This is a genomic window from Serratia sp. 14-2641, from assembly GCF_001692375.1.
GTDB classification, from domain to species: Bacteria; Pseudomonadota; Gammaproteobacteria; order Enterobacterales; family Enterobacteriaceae; genus Chania; species Chania fonticola_C.
Window position 1 is genome coordinate 38,319 of sequence record NZ_LXKR01000029.1, and the last position, 18,025, is coordinate 56,343.

The 18,025-nt window shown below is 55.3% G+C and carries 17 protein-coding genes; 14 read left to right on the top strand and 3 right to left on the bottom strand.

Annotation, left to right across the window (positions count from 1 at the left end; genetic code table 11):
- Positions 1-135: 135 nt before the first annotated feature.
- From A6U95_RS13335 to ubiA, 6 genes are all read left to right on the top strand, one after another.
- Entirely contained in the window at positions 136-1,110 is a 975-nt protein-coding gene (locus A6U95_RS13335; protein WP_065684841.1) for an alpha-amylase family glycosyl hydrolase, read from the top strand.
- Positions 1,103-2,218, top strand: a complete 1,116-nt coding sequence (gene malK / locus A6U95_RS13340; RefSeq protein ID WP_059199032.1) for a maltose/maltodextrin ABC transporter ATP-binding protein MalK — start codon at positions 1,103-1,105, stop codon at positions 2,216-2,218. The genes A6U95_RS13335 and malK overlap by 8 nt, the downstream gene beginning before the upstream one ends.
- A gap of 32 nt (positions 2,219-2,250) precedes the next feature.
- Positions 2,251-3,543, top strand: coding sequence for a maltoporin (locus A6U95_RS13345; RefSeq protein ID WP_024528015.1), 1,293 nt, complete (start codon positions 2,251-2,253; stop codon positions 3,541-3,543).
- A gap of 113 nt (positions 3,544-3,656) precedes the next feature.
- Positions 3,657-4,559: a maltose operon protein MalM gene (malM, locus tag A6U95_RS13350; protein WP_065684842.1), complete on the top strand. Its 903-nt coding sequence runs from the start codon at positions 3,657-3,659 to the stop codon at positions 4,557-4,559.
- 300 nt (positions 4,560-4,859) lie between these two features.
- Entirely contained in the window at positions 4,860-5,381 is a 522-nt protein-coding gene (gene ubiC, locus A6U95_RS13355) for a chorismate lyase (RefSeq protein WP_065684843.1), read from the top strand.
- A gap of 17 nt (positions 5,382-5,398) precedes the next feature.
- A complete protein-coding gene (ubiA, locus tag A6U95_RS13360) occupies positions 5,399-6,265 on the top strand; it encodes a 4-hydroxybenzoate octaprenyltransferase (RefSeq protein WP_065684844.1) in 867 nt (288 codons plus the stop codon).
- A gap of 69 nt (positions 6,266-6,334) precedes the next feature.
- Here ubiA and plsB read toward each other — a convergent pair whose 3' ends face one another.
- Positions 6,335-8,800, bottom strand: coding sequence for a glycerol-3-phosphate 1-O-acyltransferase PlsB (gene plsB, locus A6U95_RS13365; protein ID WP_065684845.1), 2,466 nt, complete (start codon positions 8,798-8,800; stop codon positions 6,335-6,337).
- 322 nt (positions 8,801-9,122) lie between these two features.
- Here plsB and A6U95_RS13370 point away from each other — a divergent pair, with 322 nt between their 5' ends.
- The 4 genes from A6U95_RS13370 (at position 9,123) to A6U95_RS13385 (ending at position 12,191) form a co-directional block, all read left to right on the top strand.
- Positions 9,123-9,491 (top strand): diacylglycerol kinase, encoded by a 369-nt coding sequence (locus A6U95_RS13370; RefSeq protein ID WP_021180816.1) that lies wholly within the window; start codon positions 9,123-9,125, stop codon positions 9,489-9,491.
- Between the two features lie 123 nt (positions 9,492-9,614).
- Positions 9,615-10,223, top strand: coding sequence for a transcriptional repressor LexA (gene lexA / locus A6U95_RS13375; protein WP_021180815.1), 609 nt, complete (start codon positions 9,615-9,617; stop codon positions 10,221-10,223).
- A gap of 111 nt (positions 10,224-10,334) precedes the next feature.
- Positions 10,335-11,675, top strand: coding sequence for an MATE family efflux transporter DinF (gene dinF, locus A6U95_RS13380; protein WP_065684846.1), 1,341 nt, complete (start codon positions 10,335-10,337; stop codon positions 11,673-11,675).
- A 306-nt stretch (positions 11,676-11,981) separates the two neighbouring features.
- Positions 11,982-12,191, top strand: coding sequence for a CsbD family protein (locus A6U95_RS13385; protein WP_024483982.1), 210 nt, complete (start codon positions 11,982-11,984; stop codon positions 12,189-12,191).
- A 115-nt stretch (positions 12,192-12,306) separates the two neighbouring features.
- On the opposite strand, the gene zur is transcribed toward A6U95_RS13385, so the two are convergent.
- On the bottom strand, positions 12,307-12,816 hold the full coding sequence (gene zur, locus A6U95_RS13390) for a zinc uptake transcriptional repressor Zur (RefSeq protein WP_065684847.1): 510 nt from the start codon (positions 12,814-12,816) through the stop codon (positions 12,307-12,309).
- A 220-nt stretch (positions 12,817-13,036) separates the two neighbouring features.
- Between zur and A6U95_RS13395 the strand changes: the two genes are divergently transcribed.
- The 3 genes from A6U95_RS13395 to pspG all read left to right on the top strand — a co-directional run bounded on the left by A6U95_RS13395 (position 13,037) and on the right by pspG (position 15,150).
- Entirely contained in the window at positions 13,037-13,609 is a 573-nt protein-coding gene (locus A6U95_RS13395) for a sugar O-acetyltransferase (RefSeq protein WP_065684848.1), read from the top strand.
- A gap of 153 nt (positions 13,610-13,762) precedes the next feature.
- Positions 13,763-14,773: a tRNA dihydrouridine(20/20a) synthase DusA gene (dusA, locus tag A6U95_RS13400; RefSeq protein WP_024528008.1), complete on the top strand. Its 1,011-nt coding sequence runs from the start codon at positions 13,763-13,765 to the stop codon at positions 14,771-14,773.
- Positions 14,774-14,931: 158 nt separating this feature from the next.
- Positions 14,932-15,150: an envelope stress response protein PspG gene (gene pspG, locus A6U95_RS13405; protein WP_021180810.1), complete on the top strand. Its 219-nt coding sequence runs from the start codon at positions 14,932-14,934 to the stop codon at positions 15,148-15,150.
- Positions 15,151-15,447: 297 nt separating this feature from the next.
- Here the strand turns inward: pspG and A6U95_RS13410 are convergent, their stop codons facing one another.
- Positions 15,448-16,437 carry a quinone oxidoreductase gene (locus A6U95_RS13410; protein ID WP_065684849.1) on the bottom strand — a complete coding sequence of 330 codons (990 nt, stop codon included), beginning with the start codon at positions 16,435-16,437 and terminating at the stop codon, positions 15,448-15,450.
- Between the two features lie 168 nt (positions 16,438-16,605).
- Here A6U95_RS13410 and dnaB point away from each other — a divergent pair, with 168 nt between their 5' ends.
- Positions 16,606-18,018, top strand: a complete 1,413-nt coding sequence (gene dnaB / locus A6U95_RS13415) for a replicative DNA helicase (protein ID WP_024483977.1) — start codon at positions 16,606-16,608, stop codon at positions 18,016-18,018.
- Positions 18,019-18,025: the final 7 nt, after the last annotated feature.

The window sequence follows — 18,025 nt, forward strand, 5'->3', positions numbered from 1 at the left end:
GCGCATCGTCGTTCTCTCATCCTCCCATCTCCTCCCCCATGAAAAATCCTGTTACGGATGATTACCCCTCCTTGCCATTACCCCACTATTGGCAACATTGATTTTTACCGCCTAACGCTGCAGGAACCCGGACCTATGTCACCAGTGCGTACCGCTACTCACCCTACGTTGTACCGGATCCATCCGGTCAGTTTCCGCGATGGAAACGGCGATGGTGTGGGCGACGTGCGCGGCATGATGGCGGCATTGCCCTATCTGAAAGCACTGGCGGTGGACGGGCTGCTATTGCCGCAGGCGTTATCGCCAGAGGCTGGAGCGGAAGTGGCCGGGCACGGGCTGGCACTTTGGCACAGTGAAGGCACTCAGCGTATCTGCCGCAGTGCCGCTCCCGAACAGCACTATGCCCGCAGCGCGTTGGCGCTGGAAGTGGTGCCGTTCAGCTGCGAAAAGCTGGTGGAGGTATTACATACGCATCGTCACCAACTGGGCGAAAAAGTCTGGAGCACTGGCGAAATCGATCAGCCGCGGGTGGTCAGCCATTGGGGGCAAGGCGATCTGCGTTCTGCGCAGGCTTTCCTGACCCTGCTGGCATTGCTGCCCGCTCCTATCTGTTTGTATCAGGGCGAAGAATTGGGCTTGCCACACGCGGCGGATCTGCAAGAACCGCAGGGGGCACAAACCCCGATGCCTTGGCATGAAGCGCCGGAGCAGGTCACCGCAGGAGAGATCCACTGGTACCAACAGGTTGCGATAGAACACCGTGCGTTGGCCATCAGCCGCCAGCAACACGACCACCATTCAACCTTACGTTACTGCCAGGCTCTGTTGGCCCTGCGTCAGCACCCGGTGATCCAATGCGGTGCTCTGAACCAGATTAGCCAGGAAAATGGCGTTATTCGCTTACTTATTACCCATCAGGATCAATGCCTTGAAGCGCTGATCAACCTACAGCCTTATACTCAGCCGACCGCACCGGCTGAGGCGACCAAGCCTATGGCATGGCAGTACGGTGCGCAGCAAGAGGGTCATCAATGGGTCTTGGCGGGCTTCGGTTCCGCCATCTTCACACGAAATGTTAACTGCGAAAGCAGGGGAGTAACGCATGGCTAGCGTCACACTGCGCAGCGTTTATAAGGCCTTCGGCGAGGTCGTGATTTCCAAAGACGTCAATCTGACTATCGATGACGGCGAGTTTGTGGTGTTTGTCGGGCCATCCGGCTGCGGTAAATCAACGTTGCTGCGCATGATCGCCGGGCTTGAGGATATTACCTCTGGCGATCTGTTCATCGGCGAAAAACGGATGAATGAGGTGCCGCCTTCCGAGCGCGGCATCGGCATGGTGTTTCAGTCTTACGCGCTGTATCCGCATTTGTCCGTGGCCGACAACATGTCGTTTGGCCTGAAGCTGGCCGGGGCTAAAAAAGCGGAAATTAATCAGCGGGTTAATCAGGTGTCCGAAGTGCTGCAATTAGCGCATTTGCTGGACCGACGCCCAAAAGCCCTGTCCGGTGGACAGCGTCAGCGTGTGGCGATTGGCCGTACGCTGGTGGCTGAACCCGATGTATTCCTGCTGGACGAACCACTTTCCAACCTGGATGCCGCACTGCGGGTGCAGATGCGCATTGAGATCTCACGTCTGCACAAGCGGCTGCAGCGCACCATGATTTACGTCACCCACGACCAGGTCGAAGCGATGACGCTGGCCGACAAAATCGTGGTGCTGGACGCCGGGCGTGTGGCCCAGATCGGTAAGCCGCTGGAACTCTATCACTACCCGGCCAACCGCTTTGTCGCGGGCTTTATCGGCTCGCCAAAAATGAATTTCCTGCCGGTGAAAGTGACCGGTGTGGAAGCGCTGCGGGTACAGATCGAACTGCCGATGCCCAATCGCCAATTGGTATGGCTACCGGTTGAAGGAGAGGGCATTGAGGTTGGGGCCAACCTGTCGTTGGGCATCCGGCCAGAACATCTGTTACCGAGTTCCGAATCTGAAGTGACATTGATGGGTGAGGTACAGGTGGTTGAGCAGCTCGGCAACGAGACGCAAATCCACATCCAAATTCCGGCAATTCGTCAAAACCTGGTTTACCGCCAGAACGACGTGGTGCTGGTAGAAGAAGGTGCAACATTCGCCATCGGCCTGCCGCCACACCGCTGCCACCTGTTCCGCGAGGACGGGACGGCGTGTAAACGGCTGCATCAGGAACCGGGTGTTTAAAGCATCAAGGTCTGTATAACAGGAGAATAATGATGACTACTCTGCGCAAACTTCCTCTGACTCTGGCTGTCGCCGCCGGTGTCTTATCCTCATCAGCGATGGCGGTGGATTTCCACGGCTACGCACGTTCCGGTATCGGTTGGACCGGGAGCGGCGGTGAGCAACAGTGTTTCCAGACCACCGGTGCCAGCAGTAAGTACCGTCTGGGTAACGAATGTGAAACCTATGCGGAACTGAAACTGGGCCAGGAAGTGTGGAAAGAGGGCGACAAGAGCTTCTACTTCGACACCAACGTGGCCTATTCCGTGTCGCAACAGTCTGACTGGGAATCCACAAGCCCGGCCTTCCGTGAAGTTAACGTGCAGGGTAAAAACCTGATCGACGCGTTGCCAGGTGCCAACATGTGGGCCGGTAAGCGCTTCTATCAACGTCATGACGTCCATATGATCGACTTCTACTACTGGGACATCTCAGGTCCTGGTGCCGGTCTGGAAAATATCGATCTGGGCTTCGGCAAGCTGTCTGCTGCCGTGACCCGTAACACAGAATCCGGTGGTTCCTTAGGCTATATCGACAATCAACGTGACGAGCGTCCAACCGTCAACGATACCTACGACCTGCGTTTGGCTGGCCTTGAGCTGAACCCTGGCGGTACGTTGGAACTGGGTGTGGATTATGGCCGTGCCAATGAGCAAGACGGTTACCACCTGGTCGACGGGGCAAGTAAAGACGGTTGGATGTTTACTGCGGAACATACCCAGAGCATCCTGGGCGGCTTCAACAAATTCACGGTGCAGTACGCTACCGATTCCATGACTGCGCAGAACAACGGCCGCAGCCAAGGCTCTTCCATTGATAACAACGGCAAGATGATCCGCGTGCTGGATCACGGTGCCATCGACTTCAACGATGATTGGGCAATGATGTACGTTGCCATGTATCAGGACGTTAACCGCGACAATGACAACGGCACCACCTGGTACACCGTGGGCGTGCGCCCAATGTACAAATGGACGCCAATCATGAGCACCCTGATGGAAGTTGGCTACGACAACGTGAAGTCTCAACGTACTGGCGATCGCAACGGCCAATACAAAGTCACCTTGGCACAACAGTGGCAAGCGGGTAACAGCATCTGGTCACGTCCGGCGATCCGTGTCTTTGCGACCTACGCCAACTGGGATGAGAAGTGGGGCTACGCAAACAACGATTCCGGTGCGGGCTACAACGCAGGTACGGCTTATAACGATACCAGCATGCATACCTTCAGCCGTGGTAAAGACAGCGAAGTCACCTTCGGTGCCCAGATGGAAATCTGGTGGTAATACTGGCTTGACGGGAGGGCGTCTGCACGCCCTCCCTCTTACCGTTTAACCGGCAATAGTGCGCTTGCCTGCCCGCTGCCGGGATACACGCTTAAAGCGAGAGGGTAATAACAATGAAAAAAAATCTACTGTCACTCTGCCTGTCTCTGGCGTTGACCGTTGGCGCACCGCTGGCGACCTATGCCGATACTCCGGCCAACGTTTCTGTCGCACCGGCCATCAGTGCCGCCACCCTGCAAAGTTTGCCTTGGCAGCCCTTGGTACCGCCGGTGACCCAGGATGTCCAACTCAATACCGTCAGCCCACAGATCAACCAGGGCCAGATCCAGGGGGCCGTTGCCGCATTTGCGCTGCCGGCCGATCGGGGATCGCTGGAAATCCAACTGAGCAGTCTGGCCAATAAAAACTCAATCTATGCCCCAAGCGTATTGGTGCTGGATGAACATATGCGCCCGGCGGCCTATTATCCGAGCAGCTATTTCGCTTACCAGCCACCGGGCGTGATGTCCGCCGATCGGCTGGAGGGCACGTTGAAACTGACCCCTGCGCTGGGGCAAAAACAGATTTATCTGTTGGTGTACACCACCCAGCAGGATCTGGCTAAAACCACCATCCTGACCAACCCGGCCAAAGCCTACGCCCAAGGGGTGGGTAACGCGGTACCGGACATCCCGGATCCGATCGCCAGCCACAGCACCAGCGGCACGTTGAAGCTGAAGGTGACAGCAGAACAAGGGGCCAGCAACATCATGATTGGCATGCTGCAATCGGCTCCGGCAACGCCTCCGGTCGTGGTGGGTGCCACCGCTCCGGCAGTTGCGGCACCAGCAGCGGTTGCCACCGCACCGGTAGAGCCGATGCTCAATGATACCGAGGCTTACTTCAATAACGGCATCAAACAGGCGGTCAAGGCGGGGGATATTGATAAGGCGCTGAAACTGATGAATGAGGCTGAAAAACTGGGTTCCACCACCGCTCGTGAAACGTTTATTGGCAGCGTGAAAGGCAAGGGGTAATCCCCCACGCTACCGATGCTGGCTTGATGATTGGTGCGCTTCGGCGTACCTTTTTTCATCCGCAAGTTATTTATATCCAGCAGACGGGGGCTTCCTTGCCCAAGCCCGGCGCCAACAGCGCGAACTCCCTTTCGTTATGACATCTTCCACTACGACAGCCTGCCGTTTTCCCCTTGATAATGGGGGACGCGTTACGTCACGAATCTGCCTGCCGCTTTTGCATTTCTGCGTTACAATGAATTTCTGTTAACAGTTTGTATGGCTTGGCGCGGCACGTAGCCTCCGGCCTGGAGTAGCATAATGTCTGACATTAGGGAGCCCATCCTGCCGCCTATTGAGTGGCTGTCTGAACATTCCTCAATACCTGCCGCCGTTAGCGATTGGCTGATGGAGTTAGGTTCCATGACCCGCCGTTTTGAGCGCCATTGTGGCCGCGTGCAGGTAGAACCTCAGCGTGAATGCTTCATCACTCGTGACCAGCTTGCCGAAGAGGCGGTTCATCTGCCACATAGCGAGCGCTATTGGCTGCGTGAGATCGTCTTGCTGGGTGACGGCGAGCCTTGGCTGCTGGGGCGTACGGTGATCCCACAGGAAACACTGACCGGGCCGGATCTGGCACTGGTCGATCTGGGGACGTTACCACTGGGCCGTTATCTGTTCAGCAGTGAAAGCCTGACTCGTGATTATATCCATGTTGGCCAGCAGAAGGAGCTGTGGGCGCGGCGTTCTCGCCTCCGTCTGGCGGGAAAACCATTGTTACTGACGGAACTGTTTCTACCGGCCTCTCCACTGTATGCGGTGGAAAAGGGCACTCCGGCATAATTAGGGGAGAAAGAACTTTGGAAGGGAGCGTGATTCAAAGCAAATGGCAGGCCTATTGCCATCTGATGCGTATCGATAAGCCGATTGGCACGCTATTGTTGCTGTGGCCCACCTTGTGGGCATTGTGGTTGGCAGGGGGGGGAGTTCCTTCGCCGTCGGTATTGCTGGTCTTTGTGCTTGGCGTTTTCCTGATGCGTGCTGCGGGTTGCGTGGTGAATGACTATGCCGATCGCGCTTTCGATGGGCATGTGAAACGCACCGCTGGCCGCCCGATGCCGAGCGGCCGCGTCAGCGAAAAAGAGGCCAAGATCCTGTTTGTCTCGCTGGTGCTGGTTTCCTTTGCGCTGGTGTTGACGTTGAACGCCATGACCATCTGGTTGTCGCTGGCGGCTCTGGCGCTGGCCTGGGTTTACCCGTTTATGAAGCGGGTGACCAATCTGCCTCAGGTGGTGTTGGGGGCGGCGTTTGGCTGGTCGATCCCGATGGCCTATGCCGCTGTCAGCGAGTCGCTGCCACTGAGCTGCTGGTTGCTGTTTCTGGCCAACATTTGCTGGACGGTAGCTTACGATACCCTGTATGCCATGGTCGATCGTGACGACGATTTGAAGATTGGGATCAAGTCCACCGCGGTGCTGTTTGGCCGCCATGACAAGCTGATCGTCGGGTTGTTGCAGTTTGCTACGTTGTTGCTGATGTTATGGGTGGGTTATCTGATGCAGTTGGGGGGCGCGTTTTACTGGTCGCTGTTGCTGGCCGGGGCGTTGTTTATCCATCAGCAAAAGCAGGTGGCTGGCCGCGAGCGCGATGCCTGCTTCCGTGCCTTCCTGAATAACAACTACGTTGGCTTGGTGTTGTTCATCGGTATTGCACTTAGCTACGTGTGATTTGCCTAACGCAAAAAGTAAAAAGGCATCCATTATCGGATGCCTTTTTCGTGGTAACGGGCCTGCAAGTTACTCGTCTTCTTTTACTACTTCAGCCGCCAGCGCTGGGGTATTGGTTTCTTCCGGCATGCTCACGCTTTCGATGGTCAGCTTGATTTCCGGGGTGATCAGATCGCTCAACATGGTGTAAACCTCCATGGTGTGCTCGCGGATCGCATCGCCAATATCATTGATAAAGCCTTCTTCACGCAGCGTCGCCACCAGGGTGGAGAACACCGCCTTATCGAAGAATTCCGGCGCGTTGATGCCATGCAGCACCGACAAACGCTGGGCCATAATGCGGCTCTCTTTCTCCAAGGCACCCCGGTTGATACTTGGGTTGGCGCTGAGGATCGACATGGTGATGGCATAGCGTTGCAAGGTTTCACGCACGCCAGCGGCCAACAGCTGCAACGGACGGATGCGCGCAGGGTTCAGCACCAGCTCATCGCCTTTGCTACAAATCAGCTGCTGACGTATCAACTCTTCGATCAGCGGTTGCAGCACTTCGGCTAGCTGTTCTTTGTCGTAACGCAGGAACAGCTCTGCCTTCAGCATCGGATAGATCAGGCTGACCTGACGCAGCAGCTCAACGCGCGAGACGCGTCGGTGATGCATCACGATAGACGCGATCAGTGAAGGCAGTACCAACATATGATGGATATTGTTGCGATAGTACGTCATCAGCACCGCCTGCTCGCGCGGCAGAATGATGATGTCGCCGATGTTGTCCTTCTCCACTTCAAACTTGTTCATGTTTAAAGCGTGATCCAGCAACTGGTCTGGCGTTTGTGTTGGTACGGTGGCGTCCGGTGCATAAGGCACGTTACGCATTAACTGTAAGTAGCATTCCAGCTGCTCAAGCAACTGCTCACGGGTCAGCGAACGTTGGCGTGAGGCCAGCAGCGCGGTAGAACACAGGTTCATGGCGTTGGCGGCGGCAGCGTTGTTGATACGCACCATGATCTGAGCCGCCAGATCGTTGACCGCAGGCGTCAGCCAGCTTGGGCGCTGTGCTTCGATCGGGTCGATAGATTCACGCCAATGCGGGACGTTGTGGTTCAGGTAGGTAGTCAACGGCAGCGGTTCGCCAAAGTTCACGTAGCCCTGGCCGAGGTTGCGTAGCTTGCGCAAGCCGCGCACCATTTGCAGCAGGCTCTCTTTCTCTTTGGTCGCACCACGCAGCTCTTTGGCGTAAGTACCCACTTCCATCACGTGCTCGTAACCGATATAAATCGGCACCAGGGTGATCGGACGGGTACCGCCGCGCAGCATGGCCTGAATGGTCATCGACAGGGTGCCGGTTTTCGGTTCCAGCAGGCGGCCGGTACGGGAACGCCCACCTTCAACAAAGTATTCTACCGAGTAACCACGGGTGAACAGCTCACCGAGGTATTCACGAAACACGGTGGAATAGAGTTTGTTGCCCTTGAAAGTGCGGCGGATAAAGAACGCGCCCAGGCGGCGGAATATCGGCCCGGCAGGCCAGAAGTTCAGGTTAATACCCGCTGCGATATGCGGTGGCACCAGCCCTTGATGGTAGAGCACATAGGACAGCAGCAGATAGTCCATATGGCTGCGGTGACACGGCACATAGACGATCTCGTGGCCATCCTGCGCCAACTGACGCACACGCTCGGCGTTGGTGACGTTGATACCCTGATACAGCCGGTTCCAGGTCCAGCTCAACACGCGGTCGGACAGGCGCACCGTTTCATAGGAAAAATCGGCGGCAATCTCTTCCATCAGCGCAATTGCGTTCTGCTGGGCCTTTTCGTGGGAGATCTTTTTGCTGCGCGCTTCGTCTTCGATCGCTTTTTCAATCGCCTTGGAGGACAGCAGCTTTTTGAACAGATCCTGACGGGCAGGCAGGCTTGGCCCAACGGCGGCCAGGCGCTGACGAGCGAAGTGCATGCGGGCGACACGGGCCAGTTTTTGCGCGATGGTCTTATCGGTGCCGTGCTCGGTCGCCATCCGGCGTAGGGACACGGTGTTGGAGAAACGGACAAAGCTGTCGCGCCCCAGCCACAGTACGGCGAAGAACTTCTGTACGCCGTTCAGCAGGCGCAGGTGCGGCGTGCCGTGGCCTTCGCGCCCTGGGGAGCGGCCAAACATCACAGAAACCGGCAACATCTGAATATCGAGATCCGGGTTGCTGCGGTGCAGATCCAGATAATCGTGGAACAGTTTTACCGATTCTTCTTTGGGGGTGTAATAGCGGAATACGCGTGGGCCATCGTGGATAAACACGTAGCTTGGCAGCACGGCGCCATCGATTTCCAACGGATTAAGGGGATCGGGCAGATCTTGCGCCAGACACTGGGTGCGCAAGGTGAGTAAATCCGCCTTGGAATTATAAGGTAAAACATACAAAATCGGTCGTGAGGGATCCAACCCTAACTCCGTGACCGGATCTGAAGGGATAACCTTACTTCTTACCAACATTTTTAGTGGTAAGTTCAATATCTTATAATAGATTTTACGCCAACCTGACATGACAACGTGAAGCCTCTTGTTAGCAATTCGCCGCAAGCATACCAGAAACCGGGTAGCAGATCTGTGGCGTTGGGAAATCCACGGCCGTTCACGGCAATGGAAGTACATAGTTGAATTATACCTGATGGATATCAAATTGGCCGCTCTAGCGCATTCATGCGTTCGCGGCATTGGTATGACATAGCTAGGTGATTAAGGTATTCCAACCTTGCTGTATACTGCGCTGCGATAAAAATGTGATTGGACTGGCAAATCTGTCAGGAACGTTGCAACTGCAACACGACGGGTACATGATCCATCTTGGAGAAAGGCGTTCTTAACTATGGCAAATCAAGCAACTGGCCTGACGCGTATCATTAAAGCTGCGGGCTATTCCTATAAAGGTTTAACCGCTGCCTGGCAGAACGAAGCCGCATTCCGCCAGGAACTGGTGGCGACGGTAGTCGCTATCATTGTGGCGGTTTGGCTGGACGTGGGGGCAATAGCGCGCATCTTGTTGATCGGCTCGGTGCTGCTGGTGATGATTGTCGAAATCCTCAACAGCGCGATTGAGGCCGTTGTCGATCGCGTGGGTACGGAATATCACGAGCTTTCCGGGCGGGCCAAAGACATGGGCTCGGCGGCGGTATCGCTGGCAATCATTCTGGCGCTGTTCGTTTGGGCTTCGGTACTTTGGCAGCATTTGGCGTGAAAACCGGCAGGCATCGTTGCGATCCCGCTCGCTACCTGCTGATTTTTATTTATTCTTCGGTTCCCAATCCAGACTTAGCTGTATATACTCACAGCAAGACTGTATAAACAAACAGGGGGCGGAATGAAAGCACTAACTACCAGACAGCAAGAGGTCTACGACCTGATTCGCGATCATATTTCGCAAACGGGCATGCCACCGACGCGTGCCGAGATCGCAATGCGCCTGGGGTTCCGCTCACCAAATGCTGCAGAAGAGCACTTGAAGGCGCTGGCTCGCAAAGGCGTTATCGAGATCATCTCCGGTGCATCACGCGGTATCCGCTTGCTGATGGAAGATGAAGAGGGGTTACCTCTGGTGGGCCGTGTGGCTGCCGGTGAACCTCTGTTGGCTCAGCAGCACATTGAAGGGCACTATAAGGTGGATCCTTCACTGTTCAAGCCTAATGCCGATTTCCTGCTGCGCGTTAGCGGCATGTCGATGCGAGATATCGGCATCCTGGATGGCGATCTGCTGGCAGTGCATAAGACTCAAGACGTACGCAACGGCCAGGTTGTCGTCGCCCGTATTGAAGACGAGGTCACGGTCAAGCGCCTGAAGAAACACGGTAACGTCGTCGAACTGCTGCCAGAAAACAGTGAATTCCAACCGATCGTGGTCGATCTGCGCCAGCAGAACTTCACCATCGAAGGCCTGGCGGTGGGTGTGATCCGCAACGGCGACTGGATCTAACCGCTTTACCTCGTATTACAGCCCTTTAAAACGGCAAACTTCGCCCCATCTCTGGGGCGATGTCATTTCTAAGCTACGCTAAAATCCATGCTTTTACGGGAACATATCGCCATGCGCCTGCTTTCTGCCTTCACCAGTGACACCGACAAAGCTCTGTGGCGTCTGGCGTTGCCGATGATCTTCTCCAATATTACCGTCCCCTTGCTTGGCCTGGTGGATACCGCCGTTATCGGCCATCTCGATAGCCCTAGCTACCTTGGCGGGGTCGCGGTGGGGTCAATGGCCACCAGCTTCCTGTTTATGTTGTTGCTGTTCCTGCGTATGAGCACCACCGGGCTGACTGCGCAGGCGCTGGGGGCGCAAGATCCCTACCGGCTGGCTCGCGCCTTTATGCAGCCGTTATTGTTGGCGCTGGTGGCCGGGCTGGCGATTGTGCTGTTGCGAGCCCCATTGATCACCTTGGCGCTGAACATTGTGGGGGGCGATCGGGAAGTATTGGTGCAGGCCAGGCTATTTTTGGAGATCCGCTGGCTGAGCGCTCCAGCGGCGTTGGCCAATATGGTGCTGCTCGGCTGGTTGCTGGGAGTTCAGTACGTGCGGGCGCCGGTGATCTTGCTGATCGTCGGTAACCTGCTGAACATCGTGCTGGATATCTGGCTGGTGATGGGGTTGGGTTGGAACGTGCAGGGGGCCGCGGCTGCCACGGTGATTGCGGAGTACTCCACGCTGCTGCTGGGTTTGTGGTTAGCATGGCGGGTACTACGCATGCGGGGGATTTCGCTGGCGATGCTGCGTACCGCCTGGCGTGGGGATCTGCGCCGCCTGCTGGCACTTAACCGCGACATTATGCTGCGCTCGTTATTACTGCAACTGTGTTTCGCCTCGTTAACCATTCTGGGAGCCCGTATGGGCGGAGAAGTGGTGGCGGTGAATGCGGTGCTGATGAATTTACTGACCTTTACCGCCTACGCGCTGGATGGTTTTGCCTACGCGGTGGAAGCCCATTCCGGCCACGCCTATGGTGCGCGGGACGGGCGGCAACTGCATAAAGTATGGCGTGCAGCCTGTCGGCAGGCTTGCCTGGTTGCCTGTGGTTTTGCCGTTATTTATCTGTTTGCCGGGCAGCAGATCGTGGCGGGCTTAACCTCGCTGCCGGAATTGCGTGCGCTGGCAAATCATTATCTGCCTTGGCAAGTAGTGCTGCCCCTGGTGGGGGTTTGGTGCTACCTGCTGGATGGCATGTTTATCGGCGCCACCCGTGGCGCAGAAATGCGTAACAGCATGGCGGTAGCCGCAGTGGGCTACGGGCTGACGTTGTTCACCCTGCCGGTATTGGGCAACCACGGTTTATGGCTGGCTCTGGCGGTATTCCTGGCACTGCGCGGGGCTGCTTTGGGCTGGGTTTGGCATCGTCATAGCGTGCAGGGCACCTGGTTTTCATCCCCCCATTAGCGATGGATAGGCCAGGCTAGTTGATGATATGGGATGGTCATTCACATTTAGTTACATGTGCTCGGGGCTGTTTTAGTTCGCTTGCTTACTGTTTTAATGGCGTTTTTTGCTATTAAGACTTTTCCCAACCCTATTTCATGCTGATTTTCGAGCACTTTTCGTGATGGGTGACTATAGTTAATCACGTGGCTGGCGAATTAAGCCCGCGCTTAATTGGCAACGGACGCATTAGATAACCTTAAATTTGACTCAGTTAAGTCCAGCCAGATTTATCTAAAACTGACAACCAAGAGTAACGGAGAGATTATGAACAAAGATCAAGCCGACGGTAACTGGAAGCAGTTTAAAGGTAAAGTGAAGGAAAAATGGGGCAAGCTGACCGATGACGATATCACCGTGATCGAAGGGAAACGCGAACAGCTGGTCGGTAAAATCCAGGAACGCTATGGCTACCAGAAAGAGGCAGCCGAAAAAGAAGTCAAAGCCTGGGAAGAACACAGCAAGTATCGTTGGTAGCGCGATGAGCCGCTGAGTATTGCGGCGCTACGACACCATCCGGCCTGGCAGATTTCCCCCCTGCCACGGCCACGGGAACAAGGATGTACCCGCTCCCTCCTGCAATCTAATCCGCTTATTTTTTCTTTACCACAATGCTGTGGTCATGATCGCAATCGTGTTGGTTCTCACAATTTTCTACCACCACACAGCCAGAACACAGACCGTGGGCTTCCACTACGCTGTGCCGCAGCACAAACCCTGATTCTTGAGCCAGTTTCTGCAAGGTTTCTTCCACCCCTTCGGTAGTACGCTCCGTGACCTGTCCGCAGCGATCGCAGATAAACAGGGCAGAGGTATGCATAGGTTGTTCGAAGTGGTGGCACAGTACATAGCTGTTTGCCGATTCAACGCGGTGGATAAACCCCTGTTCCAGCAAGAAATCCAGTGCACGATAGACCGTAGGTGGCTTGGCCTGCGGCTCCGCCACACGCAGTAAATCCAGCAAATCGTAAGCGCTGATGGCGCCGGGTTGCTCAGCCATCAGGCGTAACACTTCCAGCCGTTGCGGGGTCAGTCGCACGTTGCGTTGCTGACAGAGTTGTTCAGCCTGCGCGAGCAGCTTTTCCTGGTTGGTTGAGTTCATGGCAATTATCCGGCTATGCAAAGAAGCCGATTTTATCATGTTTCAACGCAATCGCCGAGGGTTGCCCCGCTTTCCCTGGATAACGCGGCTAATAGGGCGATTTTCCGCAGCAAGACTAGGCAGAATGAGATGCAGGTCACGGTTTGCCGCTTTATGTCATAGGTTCCACTCGGGCACGGCGGTATAACCCATATGGAGCCAAACCTTTCAGGAGCCTGGGATGTCAGAAAGAGAGAAATTGCTGCGCGGCGAGGTATATAACAGTCGTGATGATGAGCTGATTGCCATGTACCATCGGGCGCGGAGCCTGACTAAACAGCTAACAGCATTGGATTCACATCAGTCTGAAGAGAAACAGCGTCTGTTGCGTGAGCTGCTTGCGGCCTGGGGGGATGACAGCTGGATTGAATTACCGTTCTGGTGCGACTACGGGCAGCATATCAGCATTGGCAGGAACTGTTTTATCAACGTCAATGCGGTGTTTCTTGACTGCAACACCATCACCATTGGCGATAACACGCTGATTGGCCCGAACGTGCAAATCTACACGCCAAGCCACCCTCTCAAGGCCAGTGAGCGGTTTACCGGCAATGCCGATTTTCCGTTCCATACCTCAGCCAGGCCGGTGGTGATTGGCAGTAACGTCTGGATTGGCGGCAACGTAGTGATCCTGCCTGGAGTCACCATTGGTGATGGCACCACCATCGGCGCGGGCAGCGTGGTGACCGAGGATATTCCGGCTAACGTGTTGGCGCTTGGGCAGCCGTGCCGCGTGATCCGACAATTGGAATAAGGTCGTGTGAAAACGTTATCGCTCTGAGATCCTAATCAGGATGAACGACGATTTTCCCAAGAGCGTGGATTGTCGTTATAATAGCCGTTTGCGGCATCGGCACAGCGCGTCGGTTGTCGAGTCCCGGACTTATCAGGTAGCCAGTAACTCAGCATGACGAAAGATATTAACAACACCCAATACGCCGCCAATCGTTTCTCCATTGCTCCTATGTTGGACTGGACCGATCGCCATTGCCGTTACTTCCATCGTCTGCTGAGCAAGGAAACGCTGCTGTACACAGAAATGGTGACCACCGGTGCGATCATCCACGGTAAAGGTGACTATCTGGCATACAGCGAGGAAGAACACCCCGTGGCATTGCAGTTAGGGGGGAGCGATCCGGCAGCATTGGCGCACTGCGCCAAACTGGCGGAGCAGCGTGGCTATGACGAGATCAACCTAAACGTCGGTTGTCCGTCAGATCGGGTACAAAACGGCATGTTTGGTGCTTGTCTGATGGGGCAGGCGACCTTGGTGGCCGACTGTATCAAGGCGATGCGCGACGTGGTGTCGATCCCGGTGACGGTAAAAACCCGTATTGGCATCGATGACCAGGACAGCTATGAGTTCCTGTGCGATTTTATCTCTACCGTTGCTGGGCGTGGGGAATGCGATATGTTCACCATTCATGCCCGTAAAGCCTGGCTTTCTGGCCTGAGCCCGAAAGAAAACCGCGAAGTCCCTCCGTTGGACTATCCGCGCGTTTATCAGTTGAAACGTGACTTCCCGGCGCTGACCATTGCGATCAACGGCGGCGTGAAAACGCTGGAAGAGGCCCAACAGCATCTGCAACATCTGGACGGTGTGATGATGGGGCGCGAGGCGTACCAGAATCCAGGCATTCTAGCGCGGGTGGACAGCGAGATTTTCGGCCGCCAGAGCGAGGTGATGGACAGCGTGGCGATTATCGAATCGCTGTATCCGTATATCGAGCGCGAGCTAGCGAACGGCACCTATCTGGGCCACATCACTCGCCATATTCTCGGTTTGTTCCAGGGGATCCCTGGTGCGCGGCAGTGGCGCCGTCATCTGAGTGAAAATGCCCATAAACCAGGAGCTGATGTGCGCACCGTCGAACAGGCTTTGGCATTGGTGCGCTCACCGCGCACTGAAATGGCATAATCGGCAAAAAACTTGACTAAAAGTTGGTTTTTTTGACTAATGGTGTCACCCGGTGTGGCGCCATTTTTTCATTATTTCAATAAGTTATCATTACCTTCAAGTTGGCACGTTTCTTGTAAAGAACAAGACAGACCTATTGTTTTGCCAAGGAGCAACCTATGTTAGAACTGTTCTTTCTGATCGGCTTTGTCGCCATGCTGCTGGTAACCGGTATTTCACTGTTGGGCGTGATGGCTGCGTTATTTGTGGCCGCGGCTTTTATGCTATTGGGCGGGCTGTTTGCCATGGTGTTTAAACTGCTGCCGTGGCTGATCCTGGCGGTGGTTGGCGTGTGGATATACCGCTCTATGCAGAAACCACAGATACGGCGCTATTAAGATTTTTTGCCTAAATATCAGTCAGTCACGCTGAAATTCACCCTGCAGATTGCTTGCCAGTGTGGCGGGGATCACAGCTTGATGTTTTAAATGCGAATGCGGCACATTAAACATATTTTTTACTTATCGAGGCTGCTAGGATGACTCCCGCAGCTGTGATGCTAATCATTTTCATCACCGCGAGAGCTGACAAGAGTGTTGCTTAAAGCAACCCCCATCTCTGGCGGACTCTGCTCTACCCCTACAAAACGCAGTAAACTAGAAAGGGCTCCTGATGGGGCCCTTTCTTTATTGGCGTTACAGACCAGGGATCAGCAGGCTGGAGCCGCTGGTCTGGCCGCTTTCCAGGGTCTGGTGTGCCCGCAGGGCATCTGCCAGAGCAAACTTCTGTGTCGCTTTGACATCAACTTTAATCGCACCGCTGCCAATCAGCGAAAACAGCTCGTTACTGGCAAACTGCAATTCCTGACGGTTGGTGATGTAACCATTGAGCGAAGGACGGGTGACGTAAAGTGAGCCTTTCTGATTGAGCAATGCCAGATCGACGCCGGTAACCGGGCCGGAGGCATTACCAAAGCTCACCATCAGTCCGCGGCGCTTCAGGCTGTTCAATGAGTCCTGCCAGGTACTTTGCCCTACGGAGTCATAGACCACGTTAACCTTTTCGCCGTTGGTCAGTTCAGCTACGCGCTGGGCGATGTTTTCCTGGCGATAATTGATGGTGGCCCACGCGCCGGCACGCATTGCCTGCTCGGCTTTCTCGTCAGAACTCACGCTGCCGATCAGTTTGGCACCCAACGCTTTGGCCCACTGGCAGGCGATCAGCCCAACCCCCCCGGCGGCGGCATGGAACAGGAATACCTCGCCTGGCTTGACCTCATAGGTTTGGCGCAGCAGATAATGTACGGTCAACCCTTTGAGGAACGAGGCAGCACCCTGTTCGAAAGTGAGGTTATCCGGCAGGATAGCCACCTTTTCCAACGGGACGTTGTGAACTTCGCTGTAGGCACCCAGTGCGGACTGGGCATAAACCACGCGATCGCCCGGTTTGACCGCGCTGACACCTGCCCCGACCTTGATGACCACCCCGGCCGCTTCGGTTCCTAACCCGCTTGGGAAGTTTGCCGGTGGGTACAGGCCGCTACGTACGTAGGTATCGATATAGTTGATACCGATCGCCTTGTTCTCGACCTGAACCTCCCCCGCTGCGGGATCGACAGGAGTAAAATCAACATACTGCAGCACTTCCGGGCCGCCAGTGGCGGAGAATTGGATGCGTTTTGACATGTCGCTACCTCGTTTAAATGGCTGTTTTCACCCTACGCTTATCAGCCCAGACTATCTAGCCCGTTGCGCAGTGATTAATCCTTTTTTGCGCAGGGAATCATGACTGAAAATCACGTATACTCTTGCGTCAGCTACCCCCCATTCGCAACTGAATAAAGAATAGGCTTCATGGCAGGCAAAAAACCAACCAACAAGACAAACACGTACGAACCCAGAGACCGCCAGATGGAAGGGCTGAAGATGCCGCCACATTCGCTGGAGGCGGAGCAGTCCGTGTTGGGCGGTTTGATGCTGGATAACGAACGCTGGGATAACGTGGCGGAGCGCGTAGTCGCCAACGACTTCTTCAGCCGCCCACACCGCCTGATCTTTACCGAAATGCAGCGTCTGCTGGAGATGAGCCGGCCTATCGACCTGATCACGCTGTCCGAGTCGTTGGAACAGAGGGGCGATCTGGAGACGGTGGGCGGTTTTGCCTATCTGGCAGAATTATCGAAAAACACCCCTAGTGCGGCCAACATTGGTGCGTATGCCGATATCGTGCGTGAACGAGCGGTCGTCCGTGAAATGATCTCCGTCGCCAACGAAATCGCCGATGCGGGTTACGATCCGCAAGGGCGTAGTAGTGAAGATCTGCTCGATCTGGCCGAATCCCGGGTATTCCAGATTGCGGAAAACCGCGCCAGCAAAGATGAAGGCCCTAAAGGCATCGAACGTATTCTGGAAGATACCGTCGCCCGTATCGAGCAGCTCTATCAACAGCCGCACGACGGCGTCACCGGCGTAGACACCGGCTATCACGATCTCAACAAGAAAACCGCCGGTCTGCAAAAGTCTGACCTGATCATCGTCGCGGCCCGTCCGGCAATGGGTAAAACCACCTTCGCGATGAACCTGTGCGAACACGCTGCGATGACGCAGGATAAACCGGTGCTGATCTTCAGCCTGGAGATGCCCTGCAACCAGATCATGATGCGTATGCTGGCCTCGCTGTCGCGCGTGGATCAGACCCGTATCCGTACCGGCCAACTGGATGATGAGGATTGGGCGCGGATCTCAAGCACCATGGGGATCCTGCTGGAGAAGCGCAATATGTATATTGACGACTCCTCTGGCCTGACGCCCACCGAAGTGCGCTCCCGCGCACGGCGTATTTTCCGTGAACATGACGGGATCAGCCTGATCATGATCGACTACCTGCAGTTGATGCGTGTGCCGTCACTCTCCGACAACCGTACCTTGGAGATTGCCGAAATTTCCCGCTCGCTAAAAGCTTTGGCGAAAGAACTGCAGGTGCCGGTGGTGGCGCTGTCGCAGTTGAACCGTAGTTTGGAGCAGCGTGCCGATAAGCGCCCGGTTAACTCCGATTTGCGTGAATCCGGCTCCATCGAGCAGGATGCCGACCTGATTATGTTCATCTACCGTGATGAGGTTTATCACGAGAACAGCGATCTGAAAGGGATTGCCGAAATTATTCTGGGTAAGCAGCGTAACGGCCCGATCGGTACCGTACGCCTGACCTTTAACGGCCAATGGTCGCGCTTCGATAATTATGCGGGGCCACAATATGATGATGAATAATCAGCTA

What these genes read in the sequence shown, in the direction of transcription:
- A6U95_RS13335 (WP_065684841.1), top strand. Translation starts at nt 136, where the DNA reads ATGTCACCAGTGCGTACCGCTACTCACCCTACGTTGTACCGGATCCAT.
- malK (WP_059199032.1), top strand. Translation starts at nt 1,103, where the DNA reads ATGGCTAGCGTCACACTGCGCAGCGTTTATAAGGCCTTCGGCGAGGTC.
- A6U95_RS13345 (WP_024528015.1), top strand. Translation starts at nt 2,251, where the DNA reads ATGACTACTCTGCGCAAACTTCCTCTGACTCTGGCTGTCGCCGCCGGT.
- malM (WP_065684842.1), top strand. Translation starts at nt 3,657, where the DNA reads ATGAAAAAAAATCTACTGTCACTCTGCCTGTCTCTGGCGTTGACCGTT.
- ubiC (WP_065684843.1), top strand. Translation starts at nt 4,860, where the DNA reads ATGTCTGACATTAGGGAGCCCATCCTGCCGCCTATTGAGTGGCTGTCT.
- plsB (WP_065684845.1), bottom strand. Translation starts at nt 8,800, where the DNA reads ATGTCAGGTTGGCGTAAAATCTATTATAAGATATTGAACTTACCACTA.
- A6U95_RS13370 (WP_021180816.1), top strand. Translation starts at nt 9,123, where the DNA reads ATGGCAAATCAAGCAACTGGCCTGACGCGTATCATTAAAGCTGCGGGC.
- lexA (WP_021180815.1), top strand. Translation starts at nt 9,615, where the DNA reads ATGAAAGCACTAACTACCAGACAGCAAGAGGTCTACGACCTGATTCGC.
- dinF (WP_065684846.1), top strand. Translation starts at nt 10,335, where the DNA reads ATGCGCCTGCTTTCTGCCTTCACCAGTGACACCGACAAAGCTCTGTGG.
- A6U95_RS13385 (WP_024483982.1), top strand. Translation starts at nt 11,982, where the DNA reads ATGAACAAAGATCAAGCCGACGGTAACTGGAAGCAGTTTAAAGGTAAA.
- zur (WP_065684847.1), bottom strand. Translation starts at nt 12,816, where the DNA reads ATGAACTCAACCAACCAGGAAAAGCTGCTCGCGCAGGCTGAACAACTC.
- A6U95_RS13395 (WP_065684848.1), top strand. Translation starts at nt 13,037, where the DNA reads ATGTCAGAAAGAGAGAAATTGCTGCGCGGCGAGGTATATAACAGTCGT.
- dusA (WP_024528008.1), top strand. Translation starts at nt 13,763, where the DNA reads ATGACGAAAGATATTAACAACACCCAATACGCCGCCAATCGTTTCTCC.
- pspG (WP_021180810.1), top strand. Translation starts at nt 14,932, where the DNA reads ATGTTAGAACTGTTCTTTCTGATCGGCTTTGTCGCCATGCTGCTGGTA.
- A6U95_RS13410 (WP_065684849.1), bottom strand. Translation starts at nt 16,437, where the DNA reads ATGTCAAAACGCATCCAATTCTCCGCCACTGGCGGCCCGGAAGTGCTG.
- dnaB (WP_024483977.1), top strand. Translation starts at nt 16,606, where the DNA reads ATGGCAGGCAAAAAACCAACCAACAAGACAAACACGTACGAACCCAGA.